At 63.5% G+C, this 25,192-nt stretch carries 16 protein-coding genes and 1 pseudogene; 11 read left to right on the forward strand and 6 right to left on the reverse strand.

Annotated elements, in window-relative coordinates; all coding sequences use genetic code 11:
* On the forward strand, positions 1–244 hold a 244-nt coding region (locus tag QW379_00005; protein MEM2868793.1), incomplete at its 5' end, for a zinc ribbon domain-containing protein.
* A 496-nt stretch (positions 245–740) separates the two neighbouring features.
* On the opposite strand, the gene QW379_00010 is transcribed toward QW379_00005, so the two are convergent.
* A complete protein-coding gene (locus QW379_00010; GenBank protein MEM2868794.1) occupies positions 741–3,875 on the reverse strand; it encodes a hypothetical protein in 3,135 nt (1,044 codons plus the stop codon).
* 17 nt (positions 3,876–3,892) lie between these two features.
* Complete coding sequence (locus QW379_00015; GenBank protein MEM2868795.1) at positions 3,893–5,302, reverse strand: hypothetical protein; 1,410 nt, start codon at positions 5,300–5,302, stop codon at positions 3,893–3,895.
* 636 nt (positions 5,303–5,938) lie between these two features.
* Between QW379_00015 and QW379_00020 the strand changes: the two genes are divergently transcribed.
* From QW379_00020 to QW379_00045, 6 genes are all read left to right on the forward strand, one after another.
* A complete protein-coding gene (locus tag QW379_00020) occupies positions 5,939–6,127 on the forward strand; it encodes a hypothetical protein (protein MEM2868796.1) in 189 nt (62 codons plus the stop codon).
* A 749-nt stretch (positions 6,128–6,876) separates the two neighbouring features.
* Positions 6,877–7,452, forward strand: a complete 576-nt coding sequence (locus QW379_00025; GenBank protein ID MEM2868797.1) for a PGF-CTERM sorting domain-containing protein — start codon at positions 6,877–6,879, stop codon at positions 7,450–7,452.
* Positions 7,453–7,797: 345 nt separating this feature from the next.
* On the forward strand, positions 7,798–11,094 hold the full coding sequence (locus tag QW379_00030; GenBank protein MEM2868798.1) for a DUF2341 domain-containing protein: 3,297 nt from the start codon (positions 7,798–7,800) through the stop codon (positions 11,092–11,094).
* A 223-nt stretch (positions 11,095–11,317) separates the two neighbouring features.
* Complete coding sequence (locus QW379_00035) at positions 11,318–11,764, forward strand: DUF6569 family protein (protein MEM2868799.1); 447 nt, start codon at positions 11,318–11,320, stop codon at positions 11,762–11,764.
* Positions 11,765–11,825: 61 nt separating this feature from the next.
* Positions 11,826–12,278 carry a hypothetical protein gene (locus QW379_00040; GenBank protein ID MEM2868800.1) on the forward strand — a complete coding sequence of 151 codons (453 nt, stop codon included), beginning with the start codon at positions 11,826–11,828 and terminating at the stop codon, positions 12,276–12,278.
* Positions 12,279–12,282: 4 nt separating this feature from the next.
* The gene (locus QW379_00045; protein ID MEM2868801.1) at positions 12,283–12,468 is read left to right on the forward strand and encodes a hypothetical protein; all 186 of its coding nucleotides are present in this window, start codon (positions 12,283–12,285) and stop codon (positions 12,466–12,468) included.
* 546 nt (positions 12,469–13,014) lie between these two features.
* Here QW379_00045 and QW379_00050 read toward each other — a convergent pair.
* Entirely contained in the window at positions 13,015–14,922 is a 1,908-nt protein-coding gene (locus QW379_00050) for a zinc ribbon domain-containing protein (protein MEM2868802.1), read from the reverse strand.
* Between the two features lie 153 nt (positions 14,923–15,075).
* On the opposite strand from QW379_00050, the gene QW379_00055 reads away from it, so the two are divergent.
* Both QW379_00055 and QW379_00060 read left to right on the forward strand, forming a co-directional pair.
* Positions 15,076–15,354 (forward strand): hypothetical protein, encoded by a 279-nt coding sequence (locus QW379_00055; protein MEM2868803.1) that lies wholly within the window; start codon positions 15,076–15,078, stop codon positions 15,352–15,354.
* A gap of 54 nt (positions 15,355–15,408) precedes the next feature.
* Positions 15,409–15,960 carry an NUDIX pyrophosphatase gene (locus tag QW379_00060; protein ID MEM2868804.1) on the forward strand — a complete coding sequence of 184 codons (552 nt, stop codon included), beginning with the start codon at positions 15,409–15,411 and terminating at the stop codon, positions 15,958–15,960.
* 188 nt (positions 15,961–16,148) lie between these two features.
* Here QW379_00060 and QW379_00065 read toward each other — a convergent pair whose 3' ends face one another.
* The 3 genes and pseudogenes from QW379_00065 to QW379_00075 all read right to left on the reverse strand — a co-directional run bounded on the left by QW379_00065 (position 16,149) and on the right by QW379_00075 (position 18,759).
* Positions 16,149–16,403: a DUF357 domain-containing protein gene (locus QW379_00065; protein MEM2868805.1), complete on the reverse strand. Its 255-nt coding sequence runs from the start codon at positions 16,401–16,403 to the stop codon at positions 16,149–16,151.
* Positions 16,404–16,550: 147 nt separating this feature from the next.
* Positions 16,551–17,141, reverse strand: a pseudogene (locus tag QW379_00070) (GNAT family N-acetyltransferase).
* Positions 17,068–18,759 (reverse strand): ATP-binding protein, encoded by a 1,692-nt coding sequence (locus tag QW379_00075; GenBank protein MEM2868806.1) that lies wholly within the window; start codon positions 18,757–18,759, stop codon positions 17,068–17,070. The pseudogene QW379_00070 and the gene QW379_00075 overlap by 74 nt, the downstream one beginning before the upstream one ends.
* 951 nt (positions 18,760–19,710) lie before the next feature.
* Between QW379_00075 and argS the strand changes: the two genes are divergently transcribed.
* Both argS and QW379_00085 read left to right on the forward strand, forming a co-directional pair.
* Entirely contained in the window at positions 19,711–21,774 is a 2,064-nt protein-coding gene (gene argS / locus QW379_00080; protein ID MEM2868807.1) for an arginine--tRNA ligase, read from the forward strand.
* A 133-nt stretch (positions 21,775–21,907) separates the two neighbouring features.
* A complete protein-coding gene (locus tag QW379_00085) occupies positions 21,908–25,168 on the forward strand; it encodes a hypothetical protein (protein MEM2868808.1) in 3,261 nt (1,086 codons plus the stop codon).
* Positions 25,169–25,192 lie beyond the last annotated feature (24 nt).

Genomic DNA, 25,192 nt, shown 5'->3' on the forward strand with positions numbered 1-25,192 from the left:
GCTCGAGCTAGCTCGCGACTTCATAAAGGAAGGCGACGGGGAGGCGGCGATGCAGTTTGCGATGGAGGCGAGGGCGGCGCTGGGAGGAGTGGGGGGAGGGGTAGCGGGCCGGGCTGGGGGAGGACCCGCGGTTGCGGAGGGGCAAGCGAAAAAGCCGAGCGGCGCTCTCAGGTGCCCATCCTGCGGCGAGGCCCTTGAGCCCGAATGGCCCGTGTGCCCGGCGTGCGGGCATGTGACGCGGTAGGCAGAATTCGATATCACTTCTGCTCCCGTGTCCCAAAATCTCCCCCACAGTGAACTCTACTATGTTAACTGGGTGGGAACTCCAGAGGCCGTCTTGAGCTCTTCCCGATCGGGGCCCGTCTCTCGGCTGGCGGAATCCTCGCGATGAATACGCGAAATGGAGCCCCGCGCCACCCAGCGCGCCGTTACCGGAATCTGGAAGGCGTAATCCCACACCTATCGACGAATTCCCGTCTACGTCGGCGATTCCCCTTTCAACTCCTGGCGCTCCCCCCGGGAGTCGTTTAACGCCCGCTCCGGCCCCAGATTCGTTGTCTCCGTTCTCAGTCCTTCGTAACCAGTGCGATGGCATTGCCCGCCGGACTTCAGCGCGCGCCAGCAGGACGTCATCGAGAACCAGCTGCGCTTTTTCCGTCGTGGGCTCCGGCTCCCGAGCGGAGCACAGAGAGCTCCTGCAGGACGTCTGCGAGAGCCGCTGGCGCCGATTCCGGCGGGCGCTACCTGAGCAGCCCCTTCAGCCTCTCGCGCGCCTCCGCCACCTTTTTCTCCCTCTCCTTCAGACGCTCCTCGTGCTCCTTCAGGCGCGCCTCCTCCTCCGCCAGATGCTTCTCCTGAATCGCGAGCTTCTTACCCTCCTCCTCGAGCGCCCGGGCTTTTTCGTCGAGCGAGGCCGCGAGGGCGCCGAGCTCCCTCTCCCTCTTCGTGGCCTCCGCGAGCCTGCGCGCGAGCTCCCTCCGGAGCCTCTCGGCCTCACCCCTCTCCCTCTCGAGCCTCCTCGCCGATGCCGCCGCCTCCTTTTTCTGTCGGGCGAGCTCCGCCAGCTCCTTCTTGATCCTCTCCTCCGCCCGCGCGAGGGCCTTCTGGCGCGACGCCAGCTCCGCACCGCGCTGAATCTCGAGTGCGTCGAGGGAGGCCTTTCTGGCCCTGAACTCCTCCTCTTTCTTATCGAGCTCTCCCGCCCTCCTCTCGAGCTCCCTCTCCAGCCTCTTTGCGCGTTCCCGGGCCTCCTCCGCGGCCCTCTCCCTCTCCCTGACCTTAAGCTCCTCGGCCCTCAGCGCCTCCTCGCGGCTGGAGAGCTCGCCGTCCCTTCGCCCGGCCTCCTCCAGCCTCTTCTCCAGCTCCTTCCCGGCGCTCTCGAGCTCCGCCCCTTTCGAGGCCAGGAGCTCCTCCCTCCTCCCGCACTCCCTCTCCCTCGCCGAGAGAGCGGCGGCCGACTTCTCCAGCTCCCTCCGGGCCCTCTCGAGCGCCTCCTCCTGCTCCGCTAGCGCGGCGGCGCGCCTTGAGAGCTCCGCCTCCCTCTTCGAGAGCTCCGCCAGCCCAGCCGCGAGCCCCTCCTCCCTCGATGAGAGCCCCCTCTCCCGGGCCTCGATTCCTGAGGCAGTCTTCGCCAGCTCGGCCTCTCTCCTCTCCAGCTCCGCCCACCGCCTCTCCATCGCGGCGCCCCTCTCCTCGAGCTCGGAGGCGACGGACGAGCTCTTCCTTTCGAGCTCCGCCAGTGCCCTCTCCCTCTCCTCGAGCTCCGCAGCCCTCCTGTCCGCCGCCCTCCTCCTCTCCTCCAGCTCCTCCTCCGCCTTCTTCCTCGCCTCCTCCAATTTCCCCCTCTCCTCCTCCGCCCACCTCTCCGCCTCCTTCCCGGCCTCCTCAAGCCTCCTCTCCTTCTCCTCCAGCTCCCTCGCCCTCGCCTCGAGATTCTTCTCGCGCTCGCGCAGGGCCCGGGACCTGCTCTCGTCCGCGGCCTTCTTTTTCTCGAGCTCCCTGAGCGCCCTCTCGATTTCCTTCTTCTTCTGTTTCAGCGCCTCCTCTCCCCTCTCGAGCTCCTCCGCCGCACTCCTCCTCGCCTCCTCCAGCTGCCTCTCCGCTTTGCCGAGCGCCGCGGCCTTCTCCTCCAGCCTCGCGCGCTCGCGCTCGAGGCCCGCCTCCGCCTCCCTGCGCCTCTCCTCAAGCTCCGCCTCCTTTCTCCTCAGTTCTCCCTCCCTTCTCTCCAGCTCCTCCTCCCTTTTCGTCAGCTCCGCCCCCCTTCTCTCCAGCTCCTCCTCCTTTTTTCCCAGCATCTCTTCCCTCTCACTCAGCCCCGCCGCCCTCCTGTCCAACTCTTCGGAGAGCGCCGAGGAGCGCCTCTCCATCTCCACCAGCCCCTCCTCCCGCAGGTCCAGACCGGCCGCCCTGCGCTCGAGCTCCCTCCCCCTCTCCTCGATGCTGGAAAGCCTCTCCTGTAGCTCCCTCTCCCTTTCCTCGACCCCCGCAAGCCTCTCATCTAACTCCCTTTTCTTGCCCTCCATCTCCGCCTCCACCACACCGACAGAGCTCTCCCTCTGGTCGAGCTCCGCCGCGCGCGCTCCGAGCTCCGCCTCCCTCCGCCCGAGCTCTTCCGCCCTATTCGCGAGCTCCGCCTCCCTCCGCCCGAGCTCTTCCGCCCTATTCGCAAGCTCCGCCTCCCTCCTCTCTAGCTCCGCGGCCAAGGCTCCCAGCTCATCCTCCCGCGCCTTTAGCGACGCGCTGGCCTCCTCGATTCTCCTCCTCTCCTCATCGAGCCCCCTCTTGGCGTCCTCGAGGGCCCTCCTGTCCGCCTCGAGCCCCCTCTTCTCCTCCTCGAGGACTTCCCTATCAGCATCCACCCTCCTCCTCTCCTCCTCCACGATTCGAACGTCCGCCGCGAGCCTCTCGCCAGCATCCTCGAGCTCTCGCTGCCTGGCATCGAATACGGCCGTCATTCGCTCGAGCTGCGCCCTCCTCTGCTCGAGCGTCCTCTCCATTTCTTCAAGCCGCCTCCCCCTCTCCACAAGCTCCTTCTCCCTCTCGTCAGCCCTTCCCAGCCTCTCCCTCAGGCCCTCCTCCGCGGCGCGCAGCTCCTCCTCCTTATCCTTGAGCTGCTGCCTGAGGGATGCGAGCTCCTGGAGCTCCCTCTCTCGACCGGCCCGCGCGGTCCTTAGACTCTCCTCCGCGGCCTTCAGCACCCGCTCTCGCGCGTCGAGCTCCGCCTCCCTGGCCGCGAGGAGCGCGGCTTTCTTCGAGAGCTCCGTATCGCGCGCGGCGAGCTCCGAGCTCTTCCTGAGCAGCTCGGCCTCTAGCCCTGCCCCCCCGCGCTCCCTAGCGGAGAGCTCGCCCTCGCGCCTCTCGGGCTCGGCGAGCCTCCCGGCGCTGGCCTCTGGCTCAACCGGCCCAGCCCCTGCCGTCCTCTCGGGCGCCGAGGGGGGCGCCTGTTGTGCACTCCGGAGCTGCGAGACCGCCGCGAGCAGCGAGCTCGGGCCCGCCTGCGCGGCCCCGGGGGGCGCGCTCGGGACCTCCTCGGAAGGGCCGGGCACGGAGGGCGGGAAACTCGGCGGCGCGGGCCCCTGGGTCTGCGCGGGCCCGGCGGGGGTGGGGCTCTCTCCGGCGTCGGCAGGCTGGAGAGCTCCCGGCGCTGGGGCAGGAATCGGAGCGCCCTGCGCCGAGCCCCGCCGCTCCGCGCCCCCGGCCTGCCGAGGCTCTACCCCGCGAGCTGCCTCACCCGAGCTATCCTCACCGCTTGCGCCCCCGCGCATTGCCCTCGCCCTCTCCAGAAGCCCCATGCTCAACACTCCCGAGCTCTTCTCATGACCGCTCTCTCCCCTCCCCGTCCACTCCCGGCGCACCGCTCCCCCGCGCCCCGCCACTCCAGCACCCCAGCCACTCACCTCCTGTCGAGTCCAAGGCGCGCCATCCACGCCTCATAGAGCCTGAACTCCTCCGAGGCGGCGAACCTCCTCACGTCCTCCTCCGGAAGCCGGCCCAGGAGCTCGTCGAGCGCTTTGAAGAGCCTCGCGAGCTCCAGCATCCTCGGGCCGCCCTCCGCCGCCTCCAGCACCCTCCTCCTCTTTTCGAGCTCCTCAACCTCCTGCCTGAAGCGACGAATTCTCTCCTCGAGCTCCGCCTCCCTCTGCCCCAGCCTCCGTTCCTTCTCCCTCAGCTCCTCCTCGGCAGCGGTGATGCTCGTGGGCGCGCCGCTAGTGGCCGGGACGGGAACCGCGCCTGGCCCGCCGGGCCCACCGGCCCCCGGCGCTGCGGGTATCTCCGAGCCCGTCTCGCCCGCCCCCCCTCTTGGGGCCGCTCCACCTCCCACGGCTCGCGCCCCCGCCTCGGCCGCCGAGCGCAGCTCCTCGAGCTCCCTCACCCTCTGCCTCACAACCCTCTCCAGCTCCTCCTCCTTCCTGAGAAGCTCCTCCTCCTTCCTCCTCAGCCTCTCCTCCGTGTTGCCGAGAACCCGCCGGAACATCTTCTCCATCTCGAGGAGCCTCTCTTCCTTCTGCTTTATCTCCTCCCTCTCCCTCCCGAGCCTCTGGACCTCAGCCCTGAGCTCCTCCTCGCGCGAGGACACGGCCTGCGCCCTCCGGCCGAGCTCGGCCTGCAGCTCGAGGAGCTTTCTCGCGAGCTCGTCCTCCTTCTCCGTCCTCAGGCCCTCGGTCTCACGAATCACCCTCGAGACCGCCTCGTCCATCTTGAGGAACCTCTCCTCCTCCCTCCGAATTCCCTCCCGCTCCCTGAGCTTCGCGTCCAGCTCGGCGCGGAGCTCGGCCTCGCGCCTCCTCAGCTCCTCCTCCTTCCTCCTCAGGTCCCCGGTGTCCACTCCGAGCTCGGCCATGCTCTCATAGAGCTCCGCGGCCTCCTCCGGCCTCTGGGGCGCCGGAGTAGCGGGCCTCGGAGGGGGCGGGAGGCCCCCCAGAATCGCTGTCTCCTCCCTCTCGATGTCAAAGGCCGCCATGTCGATGCGCGCGCTCGAGAACCTCTGGAGCGCGGCCTCCATCTCCGGCCTCGCCTCGTCGGGAAGGGAGTAGAGCCTGAGGCCCGCGGCGACCGAGAGGCTCTCCCTGAGGACGTGGGGCAGGCTCGCCTGCCCGAAAACCCTCTCCTTCCAAAGGAAAAGCGCCATTACCGGCTTAGAGGAGAGGATGATCAGAATTCCGTGCGCCTCCGCGCCTTCCCTACGCGAGTCGACCTTTATGTATCCGCTGAAGCCGGGCTCGGACGCGCGGGAGAGCAGCGCCCTGAGCGCGCCGGGCCCGCCGCTTAGTGATTCGACCAGCTTCCCCCTAGGGAGATTCAATAGGCGCGCACCTCGCTCTCGAATTCCGCTCGGGCAATATATATATTGTTGCGGGAAACCCATCAGAGCGAACGCCGGAGAGACCCCACGTCTCCCGTCGCGCTTTTCTCCCGGTGCGGGCCGACCGCACGGCGCGATGGCCATAAAATCACCGACCGCTGGGGCCCGCACAGCGCGCCGGGAGCGCAGACCGCGAAATTCCGCGAGCGGACGGCCCCGTGTGGCTCGGGTTGCGGCGCCGCATCTGAGCGCTCTCTTGCTGGACCGAATGGCGCCACGGACCGAGGGAGAGCGTGCTCGCGCCCACCTCCGGACCCCGGCGCTCCCTCAGCCCGCTCGAAACCCTCAAATCCGCGATTCCCGAGGGAGTACGCGCCCCCATTTCCCCAAGAGCTCCCGGCCCTGAAAGCAATTCCTGCCCCGCTGATGGCAATCGGCCCCCGGGCGGGCCGAGGGAACTCCGCGCGGGACCTCGAGTTGGGTTTGAGATGCCGGGGGGTCCCGTGCGGGCTCACGCGGATGGACGGAAAACCACCGGAGGTACTGAAAATCGAAGGAAAAAGCATTGGAGCTGAGTTTGTTTCTGTCTAACCGCGCACATCTCCGGGCGAAATCGCGAGCGGCTGGAGCCAGGCCGTGGCGACGCTGGAGCCCAGCCCCGACATGTGGAGGGCGCTCACCAAGGACCGGGAGCCGGAGGCAAAAGTCCGCGAAAGGGACAGCGACGGGAAAAGGACCGGCGCGCACTCTTGTGGCGTGCCTGAGAGCGGCGTGGAGGCGCTTGAGGGGCTGGCGGGTTGCTCGATTGGATGTTTGAAGCAATAAAATCAATTCTTATTCCTATTTTAACGCAACAAAAAGGCCCTTTTAAAGCGCCTGCAGAAGCAACAATCGGTATAGTCGAGCATTAATTTTTACATCCAAAGCGGCATTGTTATTGAGAAGCAACTCGCAATTCGTTGTGATTTTTCAATGCCGGGCAGCACATCTTAATAATTTCCCCCGCTCGGACCATAGACCTAAGGATTTGCCTGCAGGCCTTTATTCTATTACAATTGGTATCATTACGGAATTTGGTTATTGAACTCATATGAATTCAAATATGCTTGGCAGAATCAGTCGTATAGGAATACCAACCTTAATAGATGGGTATGGACCGATAGAGGTACTAAATCATTCACGAAATAACATAAATCCAGTTAAAGGCGTGCATCCACGAGCTTAATTCCGGATGGATACCAACCCACCTTGTCGGCTCTGGGTATAATTGATAGAGATCCTTTTCTAAACTAAAATAAGAATAACAAATAATGAGCCAATACGAAAATTAAATTGAAGGTCTCGATTGGATTTTTGATTTATTCCTGGCAGGTCGCACATTCATCGTATTTTTCATTACAACACTAGGTGGACTACATCCAATTTTTCGCCATGTTAATTCTTTCTCTATTCATATTTATGGACCTGCATTCCCGTTCTTGCGCGGATATATTTTTATCAAAAATGAAATAATGAAATTTAGTAAAAAGTTATCATGCCATCATTATATATCTTTGCCTTCAGTCTCGATTTATTTGGGTGACATTAAATCGATAACACATTACAATCGCGCCGGAAGAATTCTTTTTCAGCCCAAGCCCATGAAGAGAGAATTTCTAGACATCACCGGCCTACTAATTCCGGATAAAAATAGGTTGTTCGAAATCCTTAGGAACATGAGCCCGGAGGCGTGGACTGAATACCAGGATAAACGACCACACGCACAAAGCCCGCGAGACTGCGACACGCCCGCCCTCTCGGAGGGCGGGCATACCCTTAAATTCTCGGACATCAATTTCAGTCAGGAAAGAGCGATGCTCGACGAGACCAGCCCCCTGGACGGGGACAGCGACGCTGACGGCCTCGCTGACGGAGCAGAGGACTCGGACCACGACGGCCTCTGGAACTGGAACAATGTCACATTCACGGGCGAGACCTGTGCCTGGAGATTTGACTCTGACACCGACGGTCTCGGCGACGGGAAGGGAGGGACGGACGAGGCCACCGTGACATTCAAGGTGAAGAGGGCGCCCACGCCCGGCTTCGAGCTGGTGCTGGCGGCGCTGGCGCTCGCGGGTGCGGCGGCGCTGCTCTGGAAGAGGAGGAGGTAGCGGAGGAAAGGGCGGGTCGCCCCCGGGGCAGGAGCCGGGGGAATCGGGCTCCGGGAGATGGCGCGGGCCGTGGGCCGGGGACGCGCAGGAAAGGGCGGAGGGGGATGCTGCGGGGCGCCGCTGGAAGTGGAGCGGGATAGCGCGAAGGAAGATGCTGCTGGGCGCTGGTGGCGGGGGGCGCCCCGCGTGAAGCGCGCGGGGAGCGGGGGCCGGGCCGGGCGGAGAGCGGAGCCGTCGGCCGAATTCCGCTCCCTGAGCCTCCCGGCCCGCCCAGTATCAGCGACAACAAGTCTTATATCTGATAAGTAAAATCCTCACCCGGCTTACGACCGGGAGGAATTAATCATGGCTTATCATGGAACACGGGGAGGAGACACAGGGAGGAGACTGTCTGCCCTGCTGGCTGTGGCCGCTGTCTCCCTGGCCTCTCTATCCGTCCCTCTTCCGCGCTCCCTCTCCGCCTCCGGAGAGCCGGCCCCGGCCACCGAGTTCACGCCCTGGTGGAACTACGGCTGGAGCTTCAGGGCCCCCCTGACCATAGACAACAGCCAGAACTCCGCCGCCCTGACCAATTATCCGGTCCGGATGAACCTGAGCCTCCAGAGCCTGATATCCTCCGGAAAGCTGAGGGGCGACTGCGCGGACCTCAGGTTCATTGATTCCGACGGAGCCACGGAGCTGAGCTACTGGTTCGAGCCCGGCGGGGACCTCTGGCTGAAGGTTCCGGGCCTCCCCGCGCGCGCCTGCAGGGAGATATACATGTACTACGGGAACCCCTCGGCGACGCCGGTCTCGGACGCCTCGAAGGTCTTCCCCTTCTTCGACGACTTCACCGACAACAGTCTGGATTCCTCGAAGTGGCAGAGGGTCAACGGGGGATCGCCCTCCCTCTCCGACGGCTTCCTGACAATATCGGCGAACAACGTGAACCCCGGGAAGCTCATAGCGATAAAGGCCCCCAGCGACGACTACTATGCCATTAGGGCCAGATTCAAAGTCACGGGCGGCACGCACGACGACGAGAGAATCGGCCTCGGCATCAGGACCCAGACATCCGACGGGAGGGGGTTCAACTACGTTCTGCACGACCTGACCAACATGGACGAGATGAGCTTTCTGGACGACAACGTGAGGTGGTACGTCCGGCCCGGGAACTGGGCGAAGAACACCTGGTACATCGAGGAGCTCTACTACGACGGCAGCAATGGTGTGGGGAGGTTCGGCGACGGGGGCTGGCAGACGCAGGCGATGAGCGGGAGGAGCGGATATCCGTCGCTGAACATCGGCTCCTACGACGGAACCTCGGTCTGGGACTGGGCGCTCGTCCGGCCCTGCAGGCCGCCGGAGCCCACGGCACGGCTGGGGCAGGAGGAGAGGCCGGTGAAGTTCAGGAGCTTCTCGGTCGCCCCGGTGCTCCTCGACGAGGGGGACACAATCGAGCTGAACGCCACATTCGAGAACCCCGCTCCCGACGAGATAACGATCAGGGTCTCCTTCCACGACGGCGAGAGCTTCGAGGGCTCGCGCGAGATATGCGCGACGGAGCTCCCTCTGGCCCCGCACGCCGAGACGGGGGTTAACTTCACGTGGATTCCCGATGGCGGGGGCCACACCCTCTGGCTCGCGATTATGGGAACCCCTCTTGCTTCACGCACAATCTATGTCAACCGATATCCGAGGCTTACCCCGGTAATGGACCAGACCGCGAGTCAGGGCAAGAGCTTCAGGCTGCTCCTCTTCGCAGAGGACGCCGACGGCGACAGGCTCAACTGGAGCGAGGACTGTCCCCTGTTCAACATCACCCCGCGCGGCGGCCAGAGCGCGGAAATCAACTTCACCCCCACGAACGACGAGGTCGGGAACTACACGGTCAGAATCACCGTCTCGGACCCGCGGGGGTGCGCGGATAGCAAGAGCTTCAAACTGACCGTGAAGAACGTCAACGACTATCCCGTCATAGAGCCGATAAGGGACCAGAGCGTCGCACAGGACACGGAGTTCAGGTACAAAGCAAAAGCCTCCGACATTGACGAGAAGTGGGGGGACCACGTCACATTCTCGGACGACTCGATGCTCTTCGACATCGACCCGGAGACGGGCGAGTTCTCATTCACGCCCACGAATGAGCAGGTCGGGAGGTACGCGATTACCATCACCGCCACCGACAAACAGAAGGCGTCCGCTTCGACGATGTTCAACCTGACGGTGACCAATGTCAACGACCCGCCGGCAATCAATCCAATTGAGCCCCAGACCGTTCTCGAGGACGAGTTGTGGCAGGCCGTCGCGACCGCCACCGACCCCGATTTGAAAATCAAGGTGGGCGAGGAGCTCAGGTTCTCAGACGACACGTTCCTGTTCGACATAGACCCCATGACGGGCCTGATGAGCTTCACTCCGACGAACGAAAATATTGGAGTGCTGACGGCCAACATAACGGTCACGGACCTCGGGGGCCTCTCGTCCACCACCACCGTCGTCATCACCGTGCTGAACACGAACGACCCGCCAGCTATGGACCGGGTAAAGGACGCAACGGCCACAGAGGACGAGCTGTTTGAGATGACCGTGACCGCCACCGACCCCGATTTGAGGTGGGGTCTGGACAATCTCACGTTCTCCGACGACAGCCCGCTGTTTGATATTGACCCGCGCACGGGGAAAATCTCCTTCACGCCCGGCAACGAGCACGTCGGGAAGCACCTGATAACCATCAAGGTGACGGACGAGAGCGGCGCATCTGATAAGGCGACCTTCTCCATCACGGTGCTCAATGTCAACGACCCGCCCTTCAATGTCCGAATTCTCTCGCCCGCGGATGGCGAGAGAATCAAGGAAGGGATGGAGATATGGCTCAACGCCAGCGCCGAGGACATTGACGCCTTCGATGTTCTCAGGTTCTCGTGGTTCGACAACGGCGAGCCGCTGGGCGATGGGAACAGTATAAAGGTGAAGCTCAAGCCGGGCAGGCACACCCTCTCGCTCGAGGTATCCGACGGGGCGGAGAAGGCTCTGGCCGAGGTGAGCATCGTCGTCCTGAAGGCCGAGAGGGTCACTGTGGCGGACTACAGCTGGGTCATGGGGGCCGGAATCGGAATCGCCCTGATTCTCATCCTTGTCGTTCTGGCCGCGGCCTTCATCGCCGTTTCGAGGAGGCGCAGGAGGGCGGAGGGTGAGGAGGCCGGCGCCGCCGGTGCTCCGGGCGCGGGAATTGAAGGAGCTGCGACGGCGCCGGGGGTCTCGGCAGCCGCGGCCGGGGCCGGTGCGGGAATGGCGGCCGCGGGGGCAGCCGCGCGCCCGTCGGAAGAAGATGAGATTCTAAAGGACGCAAAGAGTCTCGTCGCCGAGGTCGAGGACGCCCTCGCGGAGCACCTCGAGAAGCACCCTGAAGGGGCGGCGCGGGTCTCGGGCGCGATGGAGAAGCTCGATTTAGCGCGCGATTTCATAAAGGAGGGCGACGGGGAGGCGGCGATGGAGTTCGCGCTGGAGGCGAGGGGGGCGCTCGCGGCGGCGCGGGAGCCGGCGGCTCCGCCCGGGAAAAAGGTGAGGAAGCAGCCCGGGGGCCTGAGGTGCCCCTCGTGCGGCGAGGCGCTGGAGCCCGAGTGGCCCGTCTGCCCGGCGTGCGGGCATGAGACGAGGTAGGCGGGAGCAGTCCAGTCTTCTCATAATCCGGGTTGAAGAGGGCCCGGCCGGGAGGGCGGGGGGAGCACCCTGCCTGACGGGGCACGGGGAGGCCCCTCTCGCCGGTTGCGGCCCCGGCCCGCGCCCGGCAACCGGCACTTTAACGGCCGGTCAGAGCCCCGAGGATTGTGGAAAAGAACAGCAAAGCATAAATAGGAACGCGCCCGAGAGGCTCTATGTGACGATGTACGAGGTGGCGAAGGAGCTGGGCATCCGGGACACGGGGCGCATAGACCGTGTGGAGCTCCAGAACATGGCCGGCAGGCCGGTCTTCGTCAGGGCAGGGACGATATTCGAGGGCGCGACGCAGAACCGCGCCTCCGAGCACTCGTGCGTCATACAGCCCGGCCGGGAGGAGGTTGTCGTCAGATGCGTGCACCAGACCCACGGAATCAGTCCGGGGGCGGAGATGAGGTACGGGGACATCGCGCCCTGGCCCGTGACGGTCTCACTGGTGGGCGAGCGGGGCCAGAGGGAGGTCTGGCACTCGGTCAATCAATATGTGGAATATCTCAAAAACATCAATGTAAATTTCTCCGATGAGGAGCCCCAGCCCCGGGAAAGGAAGGGGGAGGGGGGGAGAGGGCGGCCCGGGGGGGGGCGGACGACCCCCGTCCGGGTTCCCGGATGATACCATATTCTGCGGCAACGCCATCAGGGACAGGAGGATATACGAGATTTTTAATCAGGTTATGCAGAGGAGATTTTTCCCCCCGGAGAGCTCCACGGATCTGCTGGGGGCGATGAGAGCGCTGGGGAGGGCAAGGGCCACGCTCGACGACATGATGCAGAGGGTGCCGCTCTTCCCGGAGCAGGTGGGGGCGATAATCTTCGACCCTCTCGGGGTGTACGCGATCGAGTGCTTCGACTCGCCCAAGTCGTGGGAGGCCATCAAGAAGGAGGTTATCGAGTGCTTCGGGGATCTGGTCAGCATGGAGCAGGCCGAGCACCTCTTCGAGCTCAGGCCCGAGAAGATCGTGCCCTTCCTCAGAAAGTTCATCGCGGGTCTGGAAAAGTTCGAGGAGAGGACGGTGCGCAGGGACGACCTCAGCGAGACCCGGGTCGTGAAGGGGGAGGGCGTGGTGGGCGAGTACACCCTCGTCAAGAACAGGGTCATTCACTGCATACTCACGAGAGCGGGGTGAGGGAATGCCGCGCGCCAGCTCTAAGGCCACAACCATCGAGATAGACCAGTACCACGTCGTCAAGGCCTACTGCGCCTCCCGTGGAATGACGGTCAAGGAATACGTCAACCATCTCATCCGTGACGACATAATCCGCAACGCCGACGTCCAGACCTCGGTGATGTACTTCAAGGGAATTCGGGGGGAGTGAGGGGAGTAGCTCGGGGCCGGAGACCGGTGGAATTCTCTCCGTGCTTCGCACCTCCGGAAGGCGGGGGGCCCGACCGTCCCGGGACGGAATCATCTTTTCTGATATACACGAACCGACGCCCACACTCCTGTTGATTCTACGACAGAATTCTACGACAGCAGACTCCCATCCTCCCCAGAGCTTTGGATGGTCAACTGGGCATTGCGCACGGCCATTGCCCCGGCAATCCACACCCGCCCTCCACGCACGAAAACCGTCAAAGTCTGCTGAATCTGGAGCGGACAATATCCACCGGTGGCTCCGGAAGCGCTGCAATTGTGTCCCGGGCATCCGCGTAGGCAGGCTAGGCCCGGTGAAAAATTGTGTCTCAGCCCGATTTATACGATTCCGAACTCACCCGCCGCCTCGAGGGTTTGGTGGGTTTGGTCTTGCGGGCTCCAATTCAAATGCCGCGAGGAACGGCGGGCTCGGAGGCTGCGGGGTCCCTCCATCCGGCCCCTCAATAAATCCCTCAACCTTCTCCTTTTCCTCCCCCCGCCCCCCCGCTCACAGCCCTCTCCCGCAGGCAGGGCACTGGTTCTCGCCCGCTCTGACGGATGCCCCGCACGCAGGGCACCTCTCACCGACCACGGACGGCCTGACGGGATGAATCTGCGGCCCCCTCCCCTCACCCTCCCCCGGCCTCGCCGCCGCCTCCTGTGCGCTCTGAGCCGAGAGCTCGGCGTAGGTCTCTGCCTCTTTGAACCTCTCCGCCGCCAGCGCTGCTCGGGCCTTGCTGAGGAGTTCGTCCGCCTCCGCCGTCTCCGCTCCCCTCTCAGAAGCCTCCCTCAGCGCAGCCTCGGCGCGCATGAGCTTCTCCCTGACCCTCGCGAGCCAGAACTCTCGCCTCGCGGTCCGGGCGAGCTCTTCAGCCCTCTGGAAGTGGGATATCGCCTTGTCGTAGCTCTTCAGCCGGATCGCGAGCTCGCCCCTCCCCAGATAGGCCTCGGCCTCGGAGACGTCGGCGCCCTTGCCCTTGACCTCCTTGACAAGCCGGGAGGCGCTCTCGAAGAGCGCCTTGGCCTTGCAGGCCAGGCACTCCCCGGCCTCGGGCAGCTCCGTACCGCAGACGGAGCACGTGACGCGTGGCTTTGTCTCGCTCAGGTCCACACCGCAGTGCGGGCAAGTGCCCCACCTGAGCTTCACGACCCTGCCGCAGGACGAGCAGACACCGTCCTGCACGGCCCCGCAATACGGACACTTCCTCCACTCGGCCTTCAGGCCCTCGCCGCACTTCACGCAAGGATTTGGGACCCGTTTCGGTGGCGCGGGCGCCGCCTGCCCTCCCGCTTCTGAGGCGGCATCCCCACCACCGTTTTCTCCGGGAGCCGCTCCTCCGGCGCACACGGAGCCCTCACCCTCCAGGCCATCCTCGGAAGTCTCTCTGGGAGGCGCGGAGGACACCCCCGTCTCCTCAACCTTCGTGAGCTGCTGCTTCGCCCTGTCGAGTACGTCGAGGGCGTAGGTGCGGGCGTCGTCGTAGTTCCCCGCCTCCAGCTCCGCTTGGGCGCTCTGCAGTAGGCAGTCGAGACCGGTGCCGTTCCCGCCCGCGCGAACGAGCTCCCCCAGCCTGTCGGTGGCGTCCCGGATAGTGTCGTTGGCTAGGCAGCGTTTGCAGACCTTCCAGTGCGGGTCCATCTCGATTCCGCACCTCGGGCAGCAAGCGCTCCGCGCGTCCGGTGGTGCCGAGGGTTCCTTCTCCTTTTTCTTCGTCACGTTTCCGAGAATCGTCACGCCGCTGCTTGTCAGTCCAATGGGCTTGAGCCGGCTGTACTTCTCGCGCCTGAACTTGTAGTAGTCCCGGGGCACCTTTCCGCGCGGCTTCACAGGCTCCGGCGGGCGCGCGGAAGAGGGCGCGGCCTTCGCCTCCACCGTCCGCGCTTTCTTCCTCCGGGCGTAGAACAGGCCGCTCCCCGCGCCCACGAGGGCGGCCGCTACGAACATCGCGGCCACCAATGCCAGAGGAATTCCCCCGTCCCCGGGTTGCGGAGGGCACTTGACCGTCAGCACCGATGGGAAGCTCGCCTCGTAGAGCCAGTTGGGGCTCTCGACGGAGCGGTTGTAGAGCTTCACGACTACGGAGAAGCGGCCGGGTGAGGTCGCTTTGTAGGTAAAGGTCACATTCTTCGTCTCACCCTTTCCGAGATTGCTGAGCCTCTGGTCCGGCTGGAGCTGAATTCCGCTCTGGGGCGAGCCGCCGTCCGGATAGACCAGGGCCACGACAACGAGGCTCTGGTAGGTCTGGTTGGAGTGGTTCGTTACGTTAATCGTGAGCCTGAGCTCTGAGCCCTTCTCGACCTCCGGCGGGTCGGAAAGGACGGAGAGAGAGAAGGACTGGGCGGAGGAGGGAGCGGGCAAGAGAAGCAGGAGGACGAGAGAGACCAAGGCAAAGCCACGCATCCCTCTTTTACTCATGGCAATTACCCGCTAGGCCATTCATCGATTTAACCGTTTTGCCGCTGGTAATGGAGGGATAGCGCACCTCGTATTTACGCCTTGTCGTGCACCACTCAAAAAGGGTGCGGCGCGGACGGATATTAATAAATATCACGCAACAGATGGAGATACGTGGAGAGAACCGTGGCGCCGGAGAGTGTCGAGGAGCTCGAGGAGGCGCTGAAGAAAGTCCAGGGGAGGCTCGACGGTCTCGAGCGCGCCGCTCGAAACATGGAGGGCGAGCTCGGGGAGATGAGGACGAGAATAGCGAGCATCGAGTCGAGCGTTCAGGAGATGCTGCTGATATTCAGGGGCCTCTCGGATAGGCTCGAGGCTCAGGCCCGTGCCGGTCAGAGGGCGCGCGCCGGCGAGGGGGTGGTCGGGGGTGGTCGAGTGAGCGGCCGGAACTGAGCCTCCGGCATTCTCGCGGCTGCCGTGGCGTGGGCGGTCATGGGGCTCTCGAGAATGGAGCGAGGAACTGGGGTTTCGGGGGGCCGCGGAATTCGCCTCCACGGGGCGGGCGGCTCGAATTCCGCGGGAGGAGCGAAGACCATCAAGCGCCACGTGGTCACGTGCTTCCTCACGCGTCGCGGGAGAATTCTCATTCTCAAGAGGAGCGGCAGGGTTGGCACCTTCAGGGGCCGCTGGGCCGGCGTCTCGGGCTACATCGAGCCCGGCGAGATGCCTCTCGAGAGGGCATTCAAGGAGATACGCGAGGAGACGGGCCTTCTTGAAGAGAGCGTGCAGCTGGTCAGGGGAGGGGGCAGGCTCGTCGTCCGGAGCGGGTCGGCCGACGCGGCCGGGGCGAATTCTGGGAAATCTGGGAGAGCAGGGCCGGGCCTTAAGCAGCCCCAGGGGGTTGTCTTCATCGTCCACCCTTTCCTTTTCGAGCTGAAGCGCGGGAGGGTGAGACTCGACTGGGAGCACACGGAGCTACGCTGGGTCAGGCCCTCCGAGCTCAGGCGCTTCAGGACAGTTCCGGGGCTTGCGGAGGCTCTGGAGAGCGTCTGGAGATGAGACCGACCTTTTCTGCGAGCCGCGCGGCCCGATGAAGAGGCAGAATGAGGCGGCGTGGGAGTTCACCGCGGTCTAAGAGGCTAGCACGGGAATCGGTGGCGCCCGCGCCCCCCTCCCGACGGGGGTAGCGCTCCTGCGCTTTGGAAGGAGCGAGGGCATCCCGAAGGCCGGGGAGCCCTCCGGGCCCCCTAGTCCGCGAGCGTGAAGAGCCTGTCGTCCTCGTCGACGTCGAAGAGGCCCAGCCGCGCGCCGGCGTCGAGCCAGCCGTGGGCGTAGTTGACGCACGCGAAGGCGCGGACCAAATCCCCCTTTTCAAGAAAGTGGCCCGCGTCCGAGAAGTAGGAGCGCGCCATGTTGAGGAAGTCCTCCGCGACTTTTCTATAGTGCGAGCGGCGGGGAACCGCGATTCTCACCTTCTCAAGAGCCCTTCTCGTGATTTCCATGTCGCGCGCGGTGCACTCGCGCAAGAGCCTGAGGGTCCTCCTTGGGGCGCTGCCGGGGTGGACGAGAGCGCTGGTGCCTTTGCCGCACACGTCCCTGAGCTTTTTGAACAGCTCCTGCGGTAGCTCGGAGGCCGTCGCCTCGCGGAAGCCGATTCTCTCGAAGTACTTGGGGTCGCGGGTCAGGCAGTAGACCTCCGCGTCCGCCATCTCGAGACATGTGCTGACGAGCAGGGTGCCGACGCCACGCCCCTGGTACGACCTCCTGACCGCGACTGAGGCGAGCTCGTAGCAGTCGCCCAGAAACTTCAGCCGGGCGCAGCCCACCACCCTTCCCCTGTGCTCCGCAACCCAGAACTCCTTCTGGTCGAAGCCCCTCTCAAGCCCAAGCTCTCCGAGCAGCGCCAGAACGGCCCTCCTGTCGCGCTCGAGTGCGGGGCGAATTCTGAGCCGTCTGAGGACCCCCTCTCCCTCCGCGCCCTCCCGAGTCCCCTTCTCCGGCCCTTTGGGCACCGTGGTCCGGGCCCCGCGCGAATTCTCGCGCGCTCTCGCTCCCGTGCGCTCCCCCGAGCCTTGTCGCGCCGGCGTCTCCACCCTACCGCCTTGGGAAGCGTGGCGGCGCTGGGCCGGCGCCCCGGCCCTCCGCTGAGCGCGCGGACGGCCCGGCTTAAGCGTCCTCGAGCTCCGGCCCGCCGTCCCCGCCCTTCCTCCCCCTCTCATCCATCTCCTCCGTCTCGACATCGCTGTCGTCGTAGTCGAGCGAGGGCTCCTCCACTATGGGCGACTCGCCCTCAGGCGCGAATTCCTCTTGGGGTTGCGCCCCCGCTCCCCGCTCCTCCCCGGGCGCATGCCCCGGCGCGGGTCCGGCCCCCGCCCCGGCCTTCTCCTTCTTTTCGAGGACATCGACCGAGACGCCCCCGTGCCTGGTCTCGCGAACACGTATCTCGACCTGAATCGGTGTCGAGAGCGCCCCGCCAGCCACGATCGCGACGCCGATAGGGAGGCGCTGAATCTCCTCCTCCATCCCAGGCACCAGACCCTCGATCGACTGCGCTATCGCCTTCAGGTCGTTGGGGTTCGTTACCTTCAGGATTATCTGTGTGTTGCACTGGCTCAGGACGTTCTTGTCGATTTTGGCGGGCCTCTGGGTGACGACGCACAGGCCGAGGCCGAACTTCCTGCCCTCGGAGGCTATCGTCTTCATGATTCCGGAAGAGAGGGCCTGCCCGACCTGCGGGCAGAAGTTGTGCGCCTCCTCGACCACGAGCATCATCGCGGGGATTTTGCCGAGCTTTCTGCCCTCGAAGAGCTTCTTAAGGACCCTAGTGACCACGAGCTCCTGGATGTCGGGCGGGACTCCCTTCAGGTTTATTATCGAGGCCTTGCCCTCTCTAACTAGATCGCTCGGTCTGGTCGGTGGCTCTCCGAAGAGGCCCGTTCCCTCGAGATACTCTAGACTATTCAGAATTCCCCACTTCGCCGCGTTCCTGTCCTCCCTGACGGTCTCGATGATGTCGTGGAGGGTGTAGCTGCCGCCCCTCTCCTTGAGGCGCTTAATTGCGTGCTGAATGATTCCGAGGTGGGGGCCCGTGGACCTCATGCCGGTGAGGTCTAGAATGTCCCTGACGTCGAGGTCCATCTGGTCGAACCTGAGGGGCTGGGAGTAGGGGTTGACGCTGGTGTCGGGCGAGAACTCCACTATCTGCTCCGCGTACCCCCTCGGCCTCACGCCGAACTTCGCCATGAACCTCTGGTCCCTCTCGCTGATGTTGGGGTGCATTAGAGAGGAGTACTCGCCGTGAGGGTCGATGATGACCAGCGGGACCATCCTCTTCAGGAGCTCCTCGGCGAAAACGCCGACCATGTACGACTTCCCGCCGCCGGTCTTGGCCAGAATGCTCACGTGCTTCTGGACGAGCTGGTTTATGTCGAGATAAACCCTTATTCCGTGGCCCTTGAGGAGGCCGATGTAGGCCCCGGTCTCGAGCTCCGCCCTCAGACCCAGAACGCTCCGAATCAGCTTCTCCTCGGCCGCGAAAATCGAGTCGCCGGCATTGAATGGCGTTCTGGGTACCTGAAGGGCCCCGGTCTCGTCCCTGAAGCCGATGATGTTCACGGTCCCGGAGAGCCTGCCCCCGACCTCGACCTTCTCACCGCCGGAGATTTTCTGCGCGCCGGCGAAGTCGAGCTCGCTCTCCCTCTGCACATCGATTATCTGGCCGAGGACGTCGCCGCACTCCGGATGCTTTATCTGGACATAGTCGTTCTTCTTCACCGACGGGTCCGTGATCGCGACCCTGAAGCCCGTGGTCCCGACGCTCCCGAAGACCACGCCGACCTGCCTGCCCGACTGCTCCATGGTACTGGACATGAATTCCTTGTGTGGAGTTAATGGTTTTGGCGCTGGCGGGGCTTTGTCCGGGCCATAAATAATAGCCCTAGCGAATCTTAATTCGAAGGGGCATATAAAACTCCAAGCGCGGGGCCGGCGGTCAACCGACATCTCCACCAGCTTTCCAGCCGCCGGATTCCAGAACTCCTTGACAAGCCCATCCTCTAAACTCCTGCTCCCGGTATCGACGGCTCACCGTCGAGCGGACCAACCATGTATGTATGGGTTGCGGAATTCAAAACCTCCAGGTCATTGATTCGCAAGTGAAAGGCTGGAAAGCAGCGGTTTTTACATTGGATGAGCCCTAATATTTACGCACTTAGGGCATGCAGCGGAATGCTCGAGTCGTTACGAGCGGGCCCGGACATATCTGCGGAGGGAGCGGACGGCCCAGCGTAAGAGATTGCGGCTAGCGTCGCGTTGCCTCGGGTCGCCGGTAGACTCCCGACCTCCCTCGCTTCCTAGCCCCATTCGAACAGAAGCCGGTGCTCTCGAACATTCTCCTCAGTTGATGGAAGTACGGATTTGTGAACCTCGACGACGAGAGGCGCTCGGATATCAAAGTGAGAGAACTCAAAAGTGCTAGAGGCGATATACAGCCTCCTCGGGCCTGGCCCCGAGCGGACAGTCATCGTCGAGTCCAATGAAGCTCAAGGGAGCTCTTCGCGAGCCGCCTCGGGAGAATGAGGAGGCTTGGGGTCGCGGGCAGCAGCCCCGGACTTTTCTCGGGAGAGCACGAGGCGCGCCTCGCCAAAACCCACACGGACTTCACCCCTCTACCCCGATGAGCTCCTGCTGTTCAGGAGTTTCAGAGTCTCGTCGGAGGTCACAAATTCAACGAAGGGAACCGCCAGCATCAGGAGCCTCCCCCAGAGCTGAATTCTTACAACCGGTTTCCCAGGGGCCAAGCGACTCGGGGTGAGCGTCCCGAGGAGGGACGACATAGCAACCAAGGACGCCATTCTGACATCCGGAGCGTCCTACGGCGCGACCATCGGGGAAATGGCGGAGCGCCTCATCGCCAACGCGGGTCACGAGGTCACGTTCCGAGGCCTGTGCAAGACCTCCGGTCTCAAGGAAGCTCGCGCGGTGATGAACTATGTGGACCCCCCCGCGTCCCTCGCCTTCGTTTTCGAGGAATTCTCCATGATGCTGAGGGGGCGCGCTATCGCCCCCCAGAGAGCCCGGTTTCCCACCGCTCTGCGTTGGAAAAGAGTTAAAACCCCGAAAGCTGCTCGCGTTCTGATGACGATTCGCCCGCTGGAGGACTTCAGAAAGCAGGCGCTCCCCGCCCTCGCCAAGGGTCTTCGCTCCCTCGGGGTGAAGGACGTCGGAGCGGCCCTCGACAAGCTCGGCCTCGCACCCGAGGGCCACGGCGACTTCGCCTTTCCTGCTTATGTGATTGCGAAGGAGCTCCGCACCCCGCCGGAGGAGCTCGCCTCGGAGCTCGTGGAGCTCGTCCAGCTCGGCGGAGCCTTCGAGAGGGTTGAGGCCGAGGGACCCTATCTGAACATCCACATCCAGCAGGAGGCGCTTACGGAGGCCGTGCTCTCGGCCGCTCTCGAGGAGAAGGCGCTCTACGGGACCGAGAGCGAAAACGGGAAGAGAGTGATTCTGGAGCACACGAGCGCGAACCCGAACGGCCCGTTCCATGTTGGCAGGGCCAGAAACCCGATAATCGGGGATACCCTGGCCAGAATTCTAAGGGCCTGCGGATATGACGTCGAGACGCAGTACTACGTCAACGACATGGGCAAGCAGGTGGCGACGCTGGTGTGGGGTCTGGAGAATATAAGGCCCGAAGAGCTCCCACCTGTCGAGAGGGAGAAGCCCGACCACGAGCTGGTGCGGTACTACCAGAGAGCCAGCGCTCTGATGGAGAGCGACCCGCGGGTGGAGGCGGAAATCGGACGGCTCCTGCACGAGTACGAGAGCGGCAACGAGGCGGTGGGGGAGAGGTTCAGGAGAGCGTGTCAGCGGGTGCTCGAGGGGATGCAGGCCTCACTCTCAAGGGTCAATGTCGTGGTGGACCACTTCGTTTGGGAGTCCCAGTTCGTGGAGGACGGGACCGCGCAGGAGGTCGTCGAGGGTCTGAGGAGGGCGCCGAACGCGGGCGAGGAGGATGGGGCGTTATACCTCGAGCTCTCGGGCTACGGCAGCAAGGGTAGGGACACTCGCTTCTTTTTCACAAGAAGCGACGGGACTACCCTCTACACCACCCGGGACGTCGCTTACCATCTTTACAAGCTCTCCCACTGCGACCTGGCGATAAATGTGCTCGGCGAGGACCACAAGCTGGAGGCGAAACAGCTCGCGATAGCCCTCCAGCTCCTCGGCCTGAAAAAGCTCCCCGAAACGGTCTTCTACTCCTTCGTTAGCCTGCCCGAGGGGAAAATGTCGACGCGGAGGGGCCGCGTGGTCTACCTCGATGACCTTATAGACGAGGCGGTCGAGAGGGCCTTCGAGGAGGTCAGGAAGCGCCGGACAGACCTCCCGGAGGAGAGGATGAGGGAGATCGCTGAGTTCGTTGGCATTGGCGCCCTCAGGTTCAACATCATCCGAATTCAGCCCGAGAAGCAGATAGTCTTCAGGTGGGAGGAGGCCCTCAATTTCGAGGGAAACAGCGCCCCCTTCGTCCAGTATGCCCACGCCCGCTGCTGCTCGATACTGGCCAAGTCCGATGGGTACCGGGAGTGGAGCGCGGGGGTGCTCACCGCACCGGAGGAGGTTGCGCTGGTAAGGACCCTGGCGCGGTTCCCCGAGGTTGTGCTGGAGGCGGGGGCGCAGAGGAGGCCCCACCTCCTGGCCGCTTATGCGCACGAGTGCGCCTCGGGCCTAAACCAGTTCTACAAATCCTGCCCCGTGCTGCGGGCGGAGACGGAGCTCCTGAGGAACACGAGGCTCGCGCTCGTGGACGCGACGAGGTGGGTTCTAAGGAACAGTCTGGGCATGCTCGGCATCGTTGCTCCGGAGGAGATGTGAAGAGGGAGTAGTGGTTCGAGAAATCAAGGGCTTAACAATAAATTTATTATATATTGATAAGATAAAGTAAATAGAAATAAATAGAAGGGAAAGGAGTTGAACTGGGGGAAAATCAGCCCACGGAGGGGGGTAAATGGAAGTCCGTAGTCTGTCTCTCTTGATCGCAGCGGCTGCGCTGGTGGTCTCGGGCTTCTCTGGGTGCTTGGACGGCCGTGCCTATGGAGAGACAGTGGTTTCCTCAGAGGGAACGCAAGGTGCTTCGTGGAAAGAGCTCGTTCCCATCAAATCGGCCGCCATCGTGGGCTACGACCCAAACTCCTACAATGACGACTATGCCTATCTTGCCGCCGTCCCAAGCTCAACATTCTATTCCAAGGCCTCGGACAAGGTATTCTCCTACCCGGTCCTTTTCTTCGAGCCCGAGAGAGAGATGGATGAGAAGGAGCTGGTTCTGAACCACGGAGAGGGCGTCAGGTACTTCATGGAGGACTGGATGACCTACTGCGACGGGCAGCTCGACCGCGTCCAGCTCATCGGAACGGGCTCGACCGACCCCCTGACGGCCCTGAACATCAGCGCGGCAAGAATCTCGACCGTCAAGGGAGGCTCGCCCTATCGTGTGGCGAGGGACATCGCGCTGAGCAACTGGGAGTATTCGAAGGAAGCTGTCGTGGCGGTTGTCTCCGAGAACTATCCCAAGCCCAAGCTCAGGCAGAGCGGGAGCCTTGAAGGAACCATCCCCGGGTCTTACACAATAAAAACGGAGGTGATTCAGGGCGATAAGGAGGTCGGGATAACCCCGGTCTTCCATAACTTCACGATCGGCGAGCCCTACCGGTACATACAGGCCCACATGACTTGGCACGGCGCCGTCAGCGCCCTCGACATCATCCTGCAGAGGGGCAAGGACCCGGACCTCCAGATATACGACTGGAAGCTCGGGCAGGTCAGCGCCGCGGCCAACTGGAATGTTCTCAGCGGCCCGACGGAGGACGCGGGCTCGTATGTCTACCACTGGGGCGAGTGGGGCTTCGGGGTCACCTACATGCCTACGAAGGCCATGGAGGACGCGGAAACAGGCCTGACGGCCATAGTCCCCGCCCCTCCCCTCCCCGACCCCCCCTCCCCCCTGACCGCGAGGTACGAAATCGCGATGACGCTCTATCCCGGCATCGAGCTCGACATTCCGGACACGGTACCCTACTGTGCCCGTGACGTCGCGTTCGAGCTCTCCTGGTCCGGAGGAGCCAAGCTCGGGCTCGCGGTCCTGGGGCCCGAGGGCGCGGAAATCGCCTACGAGGCGACCGGCGTCTCGCCCCAGCAGCTATTCCTCAACGAGCTGGGCGAGGGGAAGTACAAGGTCGCGGTACTGAAGCTCGAGAACAACAATCAGGATACTCAGTTCAAGCTAACCTACGAGTGGAGGCAGAACATGACCCGGACGGAGGGCGACTGCCTTGCCTCGGCCGCCAACGGCGCGGTCCTTGCCTCGCTCCTCAACGCGCCACTTCTTTACGCCCAGCCCGGCGCGGTGCCCCCGGAGACCCTGGAAGCTCTGGATGTACTTGGGGTGACGAAGGTGCATCTCGTGGACCTGGGCGGACACGGTGGCGATGGCGCCCTCAGGGCCCTTCTGGATCACCGCTCCCTCCTCCAGCCCAAGATTCAGGTGGAGCGCTACACCGGCTACAAGAGCCTCTACAGCAGAATTCTGGGCATCACGAAGAGCCAGGACGCCGTGTTCACAACCGTCGACCCCTGGTCCTATTGGTTCATCGGCGAAGATGGCCCTGCGGGGGAGCACCCGAAGGGGCTGTTCATAGGCCCTGCCGCCCTCGCGGCCGCCCACCACGGAACACCCGTGCTCATCGTCGATAACCACGGGAACCTCTCCTGCCCCAAAGCCTGGTACAACGAATTCTGGAGGAAGGCCTACGCAGGGCGCAGCCCGCCATCCGTGGGATGCATGGTGCTCACAGGGCACAGCATCTACGACTTTCTCGAGCAGATAGGGATAGACAGGGAGGGCAAGGAGAACATCGTGACCGTGGCCGACCAATTCGACATCGGGACCCCGTGGGACAGGGCGCTCGTCGGCGCCTCGAACTCCGGCAGAATCATGGGCTCGCCCGTGGACGCGTCCTACTGGGTGTCCCGGTCGGTTCTCTATAATGCGGTGATTTTCGCCAATCCCGCCACGAGTCCGGAGGGCGTGGACATGATAACCGGCACGGAGTCCATGGTCGACCCGGGGCCGGAGGTTGCGGGCCTGGCCACCATCGAGGGAATTCCAGTCCACGCCACCTACCCAGTCGTCCAGACGTGGGTCTCCTACCAGCACAGGTTCAACGAGCGCGCGAGCAAGTACTGGAGGTGCAAATACGTAACCGCCACGGGCATAACTCCTTTCTTCTCTCCCTCGGACAACGAGATAGACGACGGAGTCAACGCCAAGTACGGCCAGCCGGGCAGGTACTGGCCCGACATCACCACTTCGGAGGTCGTCCCCTTCTACATCGAGAAGGCGGGCTATGAATCGGTCTACTCGACCAATTTCGACGACACGATGAGCAATCTGAATAAGGGAACAATCATGTGGCTTGAGGTGATGCACGGGGGCAACAGGGACGACGGCGTCGTGGGCTTCTGGAGCACGAAGGCCAACCACAGAGAGAAGAACCCCTGGAGGGGCTACGAGGTCAGCGGGTGCACGAGAGAGCCAGACACCTACACGATGAACCACTTCACGGGCATGGACGCGATGCACAGGTCCGTCTCCGACTACGACAAGGACGGTGTGGTCATTGCCATCATCAACCAGGAGCCCCAGACGGTGGCCTACGGCGGGCTAGACTTCGACAGGGCTCTGGAGAACGTCCACTCGATGGGCTTCAACGGCGGCTCCTGCCTCATCGCCAACACCTACATGCACCTGACAATGGTCAGGCACGGCTCCGTTTTCCAGGTCATCGACCCCTGGCTCACCTCATGGTACGCGTCATTCGCAATGGCGACCTTCGCCCGGGGCATCGCCCTCGGATATACCATCGGCGAGTGTTACGCAGAGGGCATCAAGCACGTCGGAATCGAGTACCTCACGGGCCAGTGGTGGTGGGACATATTCGAGAACGTGGTTTTCTACGGCGACCCTCGCCTGAGGGTGTGGAGTCCCATAAACGGCTGGGACGAGCCCGTACCCCTGAGGGCCGGGACCAGTGTGGGCGGCCACAACCCCTTCGGCGCCTCGGGCCACCCGGCTGCGATCAGCTCGATGATGGCCTATGAAGCGATGCTGTACGCCGGAGTCGGGCTCGCTGTGGCCGCGGCCGTGATTATAAAATGGAAGAAGATAAGGGTCCGGGACATTATCCGCAGGGTGAGACGGAGGGGCTGAGCTCCCCGGAATGGCCGTAGGAGT

This window comes from Thermoplasmata archaeon (assembly GCA_038851035.1).
Classification (GTDB): Archaea; Thermoplasmatota; DTKX01; order VGTL01; family VGTL01; genus JAWCLH01.

Excerpts from the sequence above, each read along its gene's own strand:
- QW379_00085 (MEM2868808.1), top strand. The coding sequence starts at position 21,908 with ATGGAAGTCCGTAGTCTGTCTCTCTTGATCGCAGCGGCTGCGCTGGTG.
- QW379_00040 (MEM2868800.1), top strand. The coding sequence starts at position 11,826 with ATGCAGAGGAGATTTTTCCCCCCGGAGAGCTCCACGGATCTGCTGGGG.
- QW379_00060 (MEM2868804.1), top strand. The coding sequence starts at position 15,409 with ATGGAGCGAGGAACTGGGGTTTCGGGGGGCCGCGGAATTCGCCTCCAC.
- QW379_00045 (MEM2868801.1), top strand. The coding sequence starts at position 12,283 with ATGCCGCGCGCCAGCTCTAAGGCCACAACCATCGAGATAGACCAGTAC.
- QW379_00050 (MEM2868802.1), bottom strand. The coding sequence starts at position 14,922 with ATGAGTAAAAGAGGGATGCGTGGCTTTGCCTTGGTCTCTCTCGTCCTC.
- QW379_00065 (MEM2868805.1), bottom strand. The coding sequence starts at position 16,403 with ATGGAAATCACGAGAAGGGCTCTTGAGAAGGTGAGAATCGCGGTTCCC.
- QW379_00035 (MEM2868799.1), top strand. The coding sequence starts at position 11,318 with ATGTACGAGGTGGCGAAGGAGCTGGGCATCCGGGACACGGGGCGCATA.
- QW379_00030 (MEM2868798.1), top strand. The coding sequence starts at position 7,798 with ATGGCTTATCATGGAACACGGGGAGGAGACACAGGGAGGAGACTGTCT.
- QW379_00075 (MEM2868806.1), bottom strand. The coding sequence starts at position 18,759 with ATGGAGCAGTCGGGCAGGCAGGTCGGCGTGGTCTTCGGGAGCGTCGGG.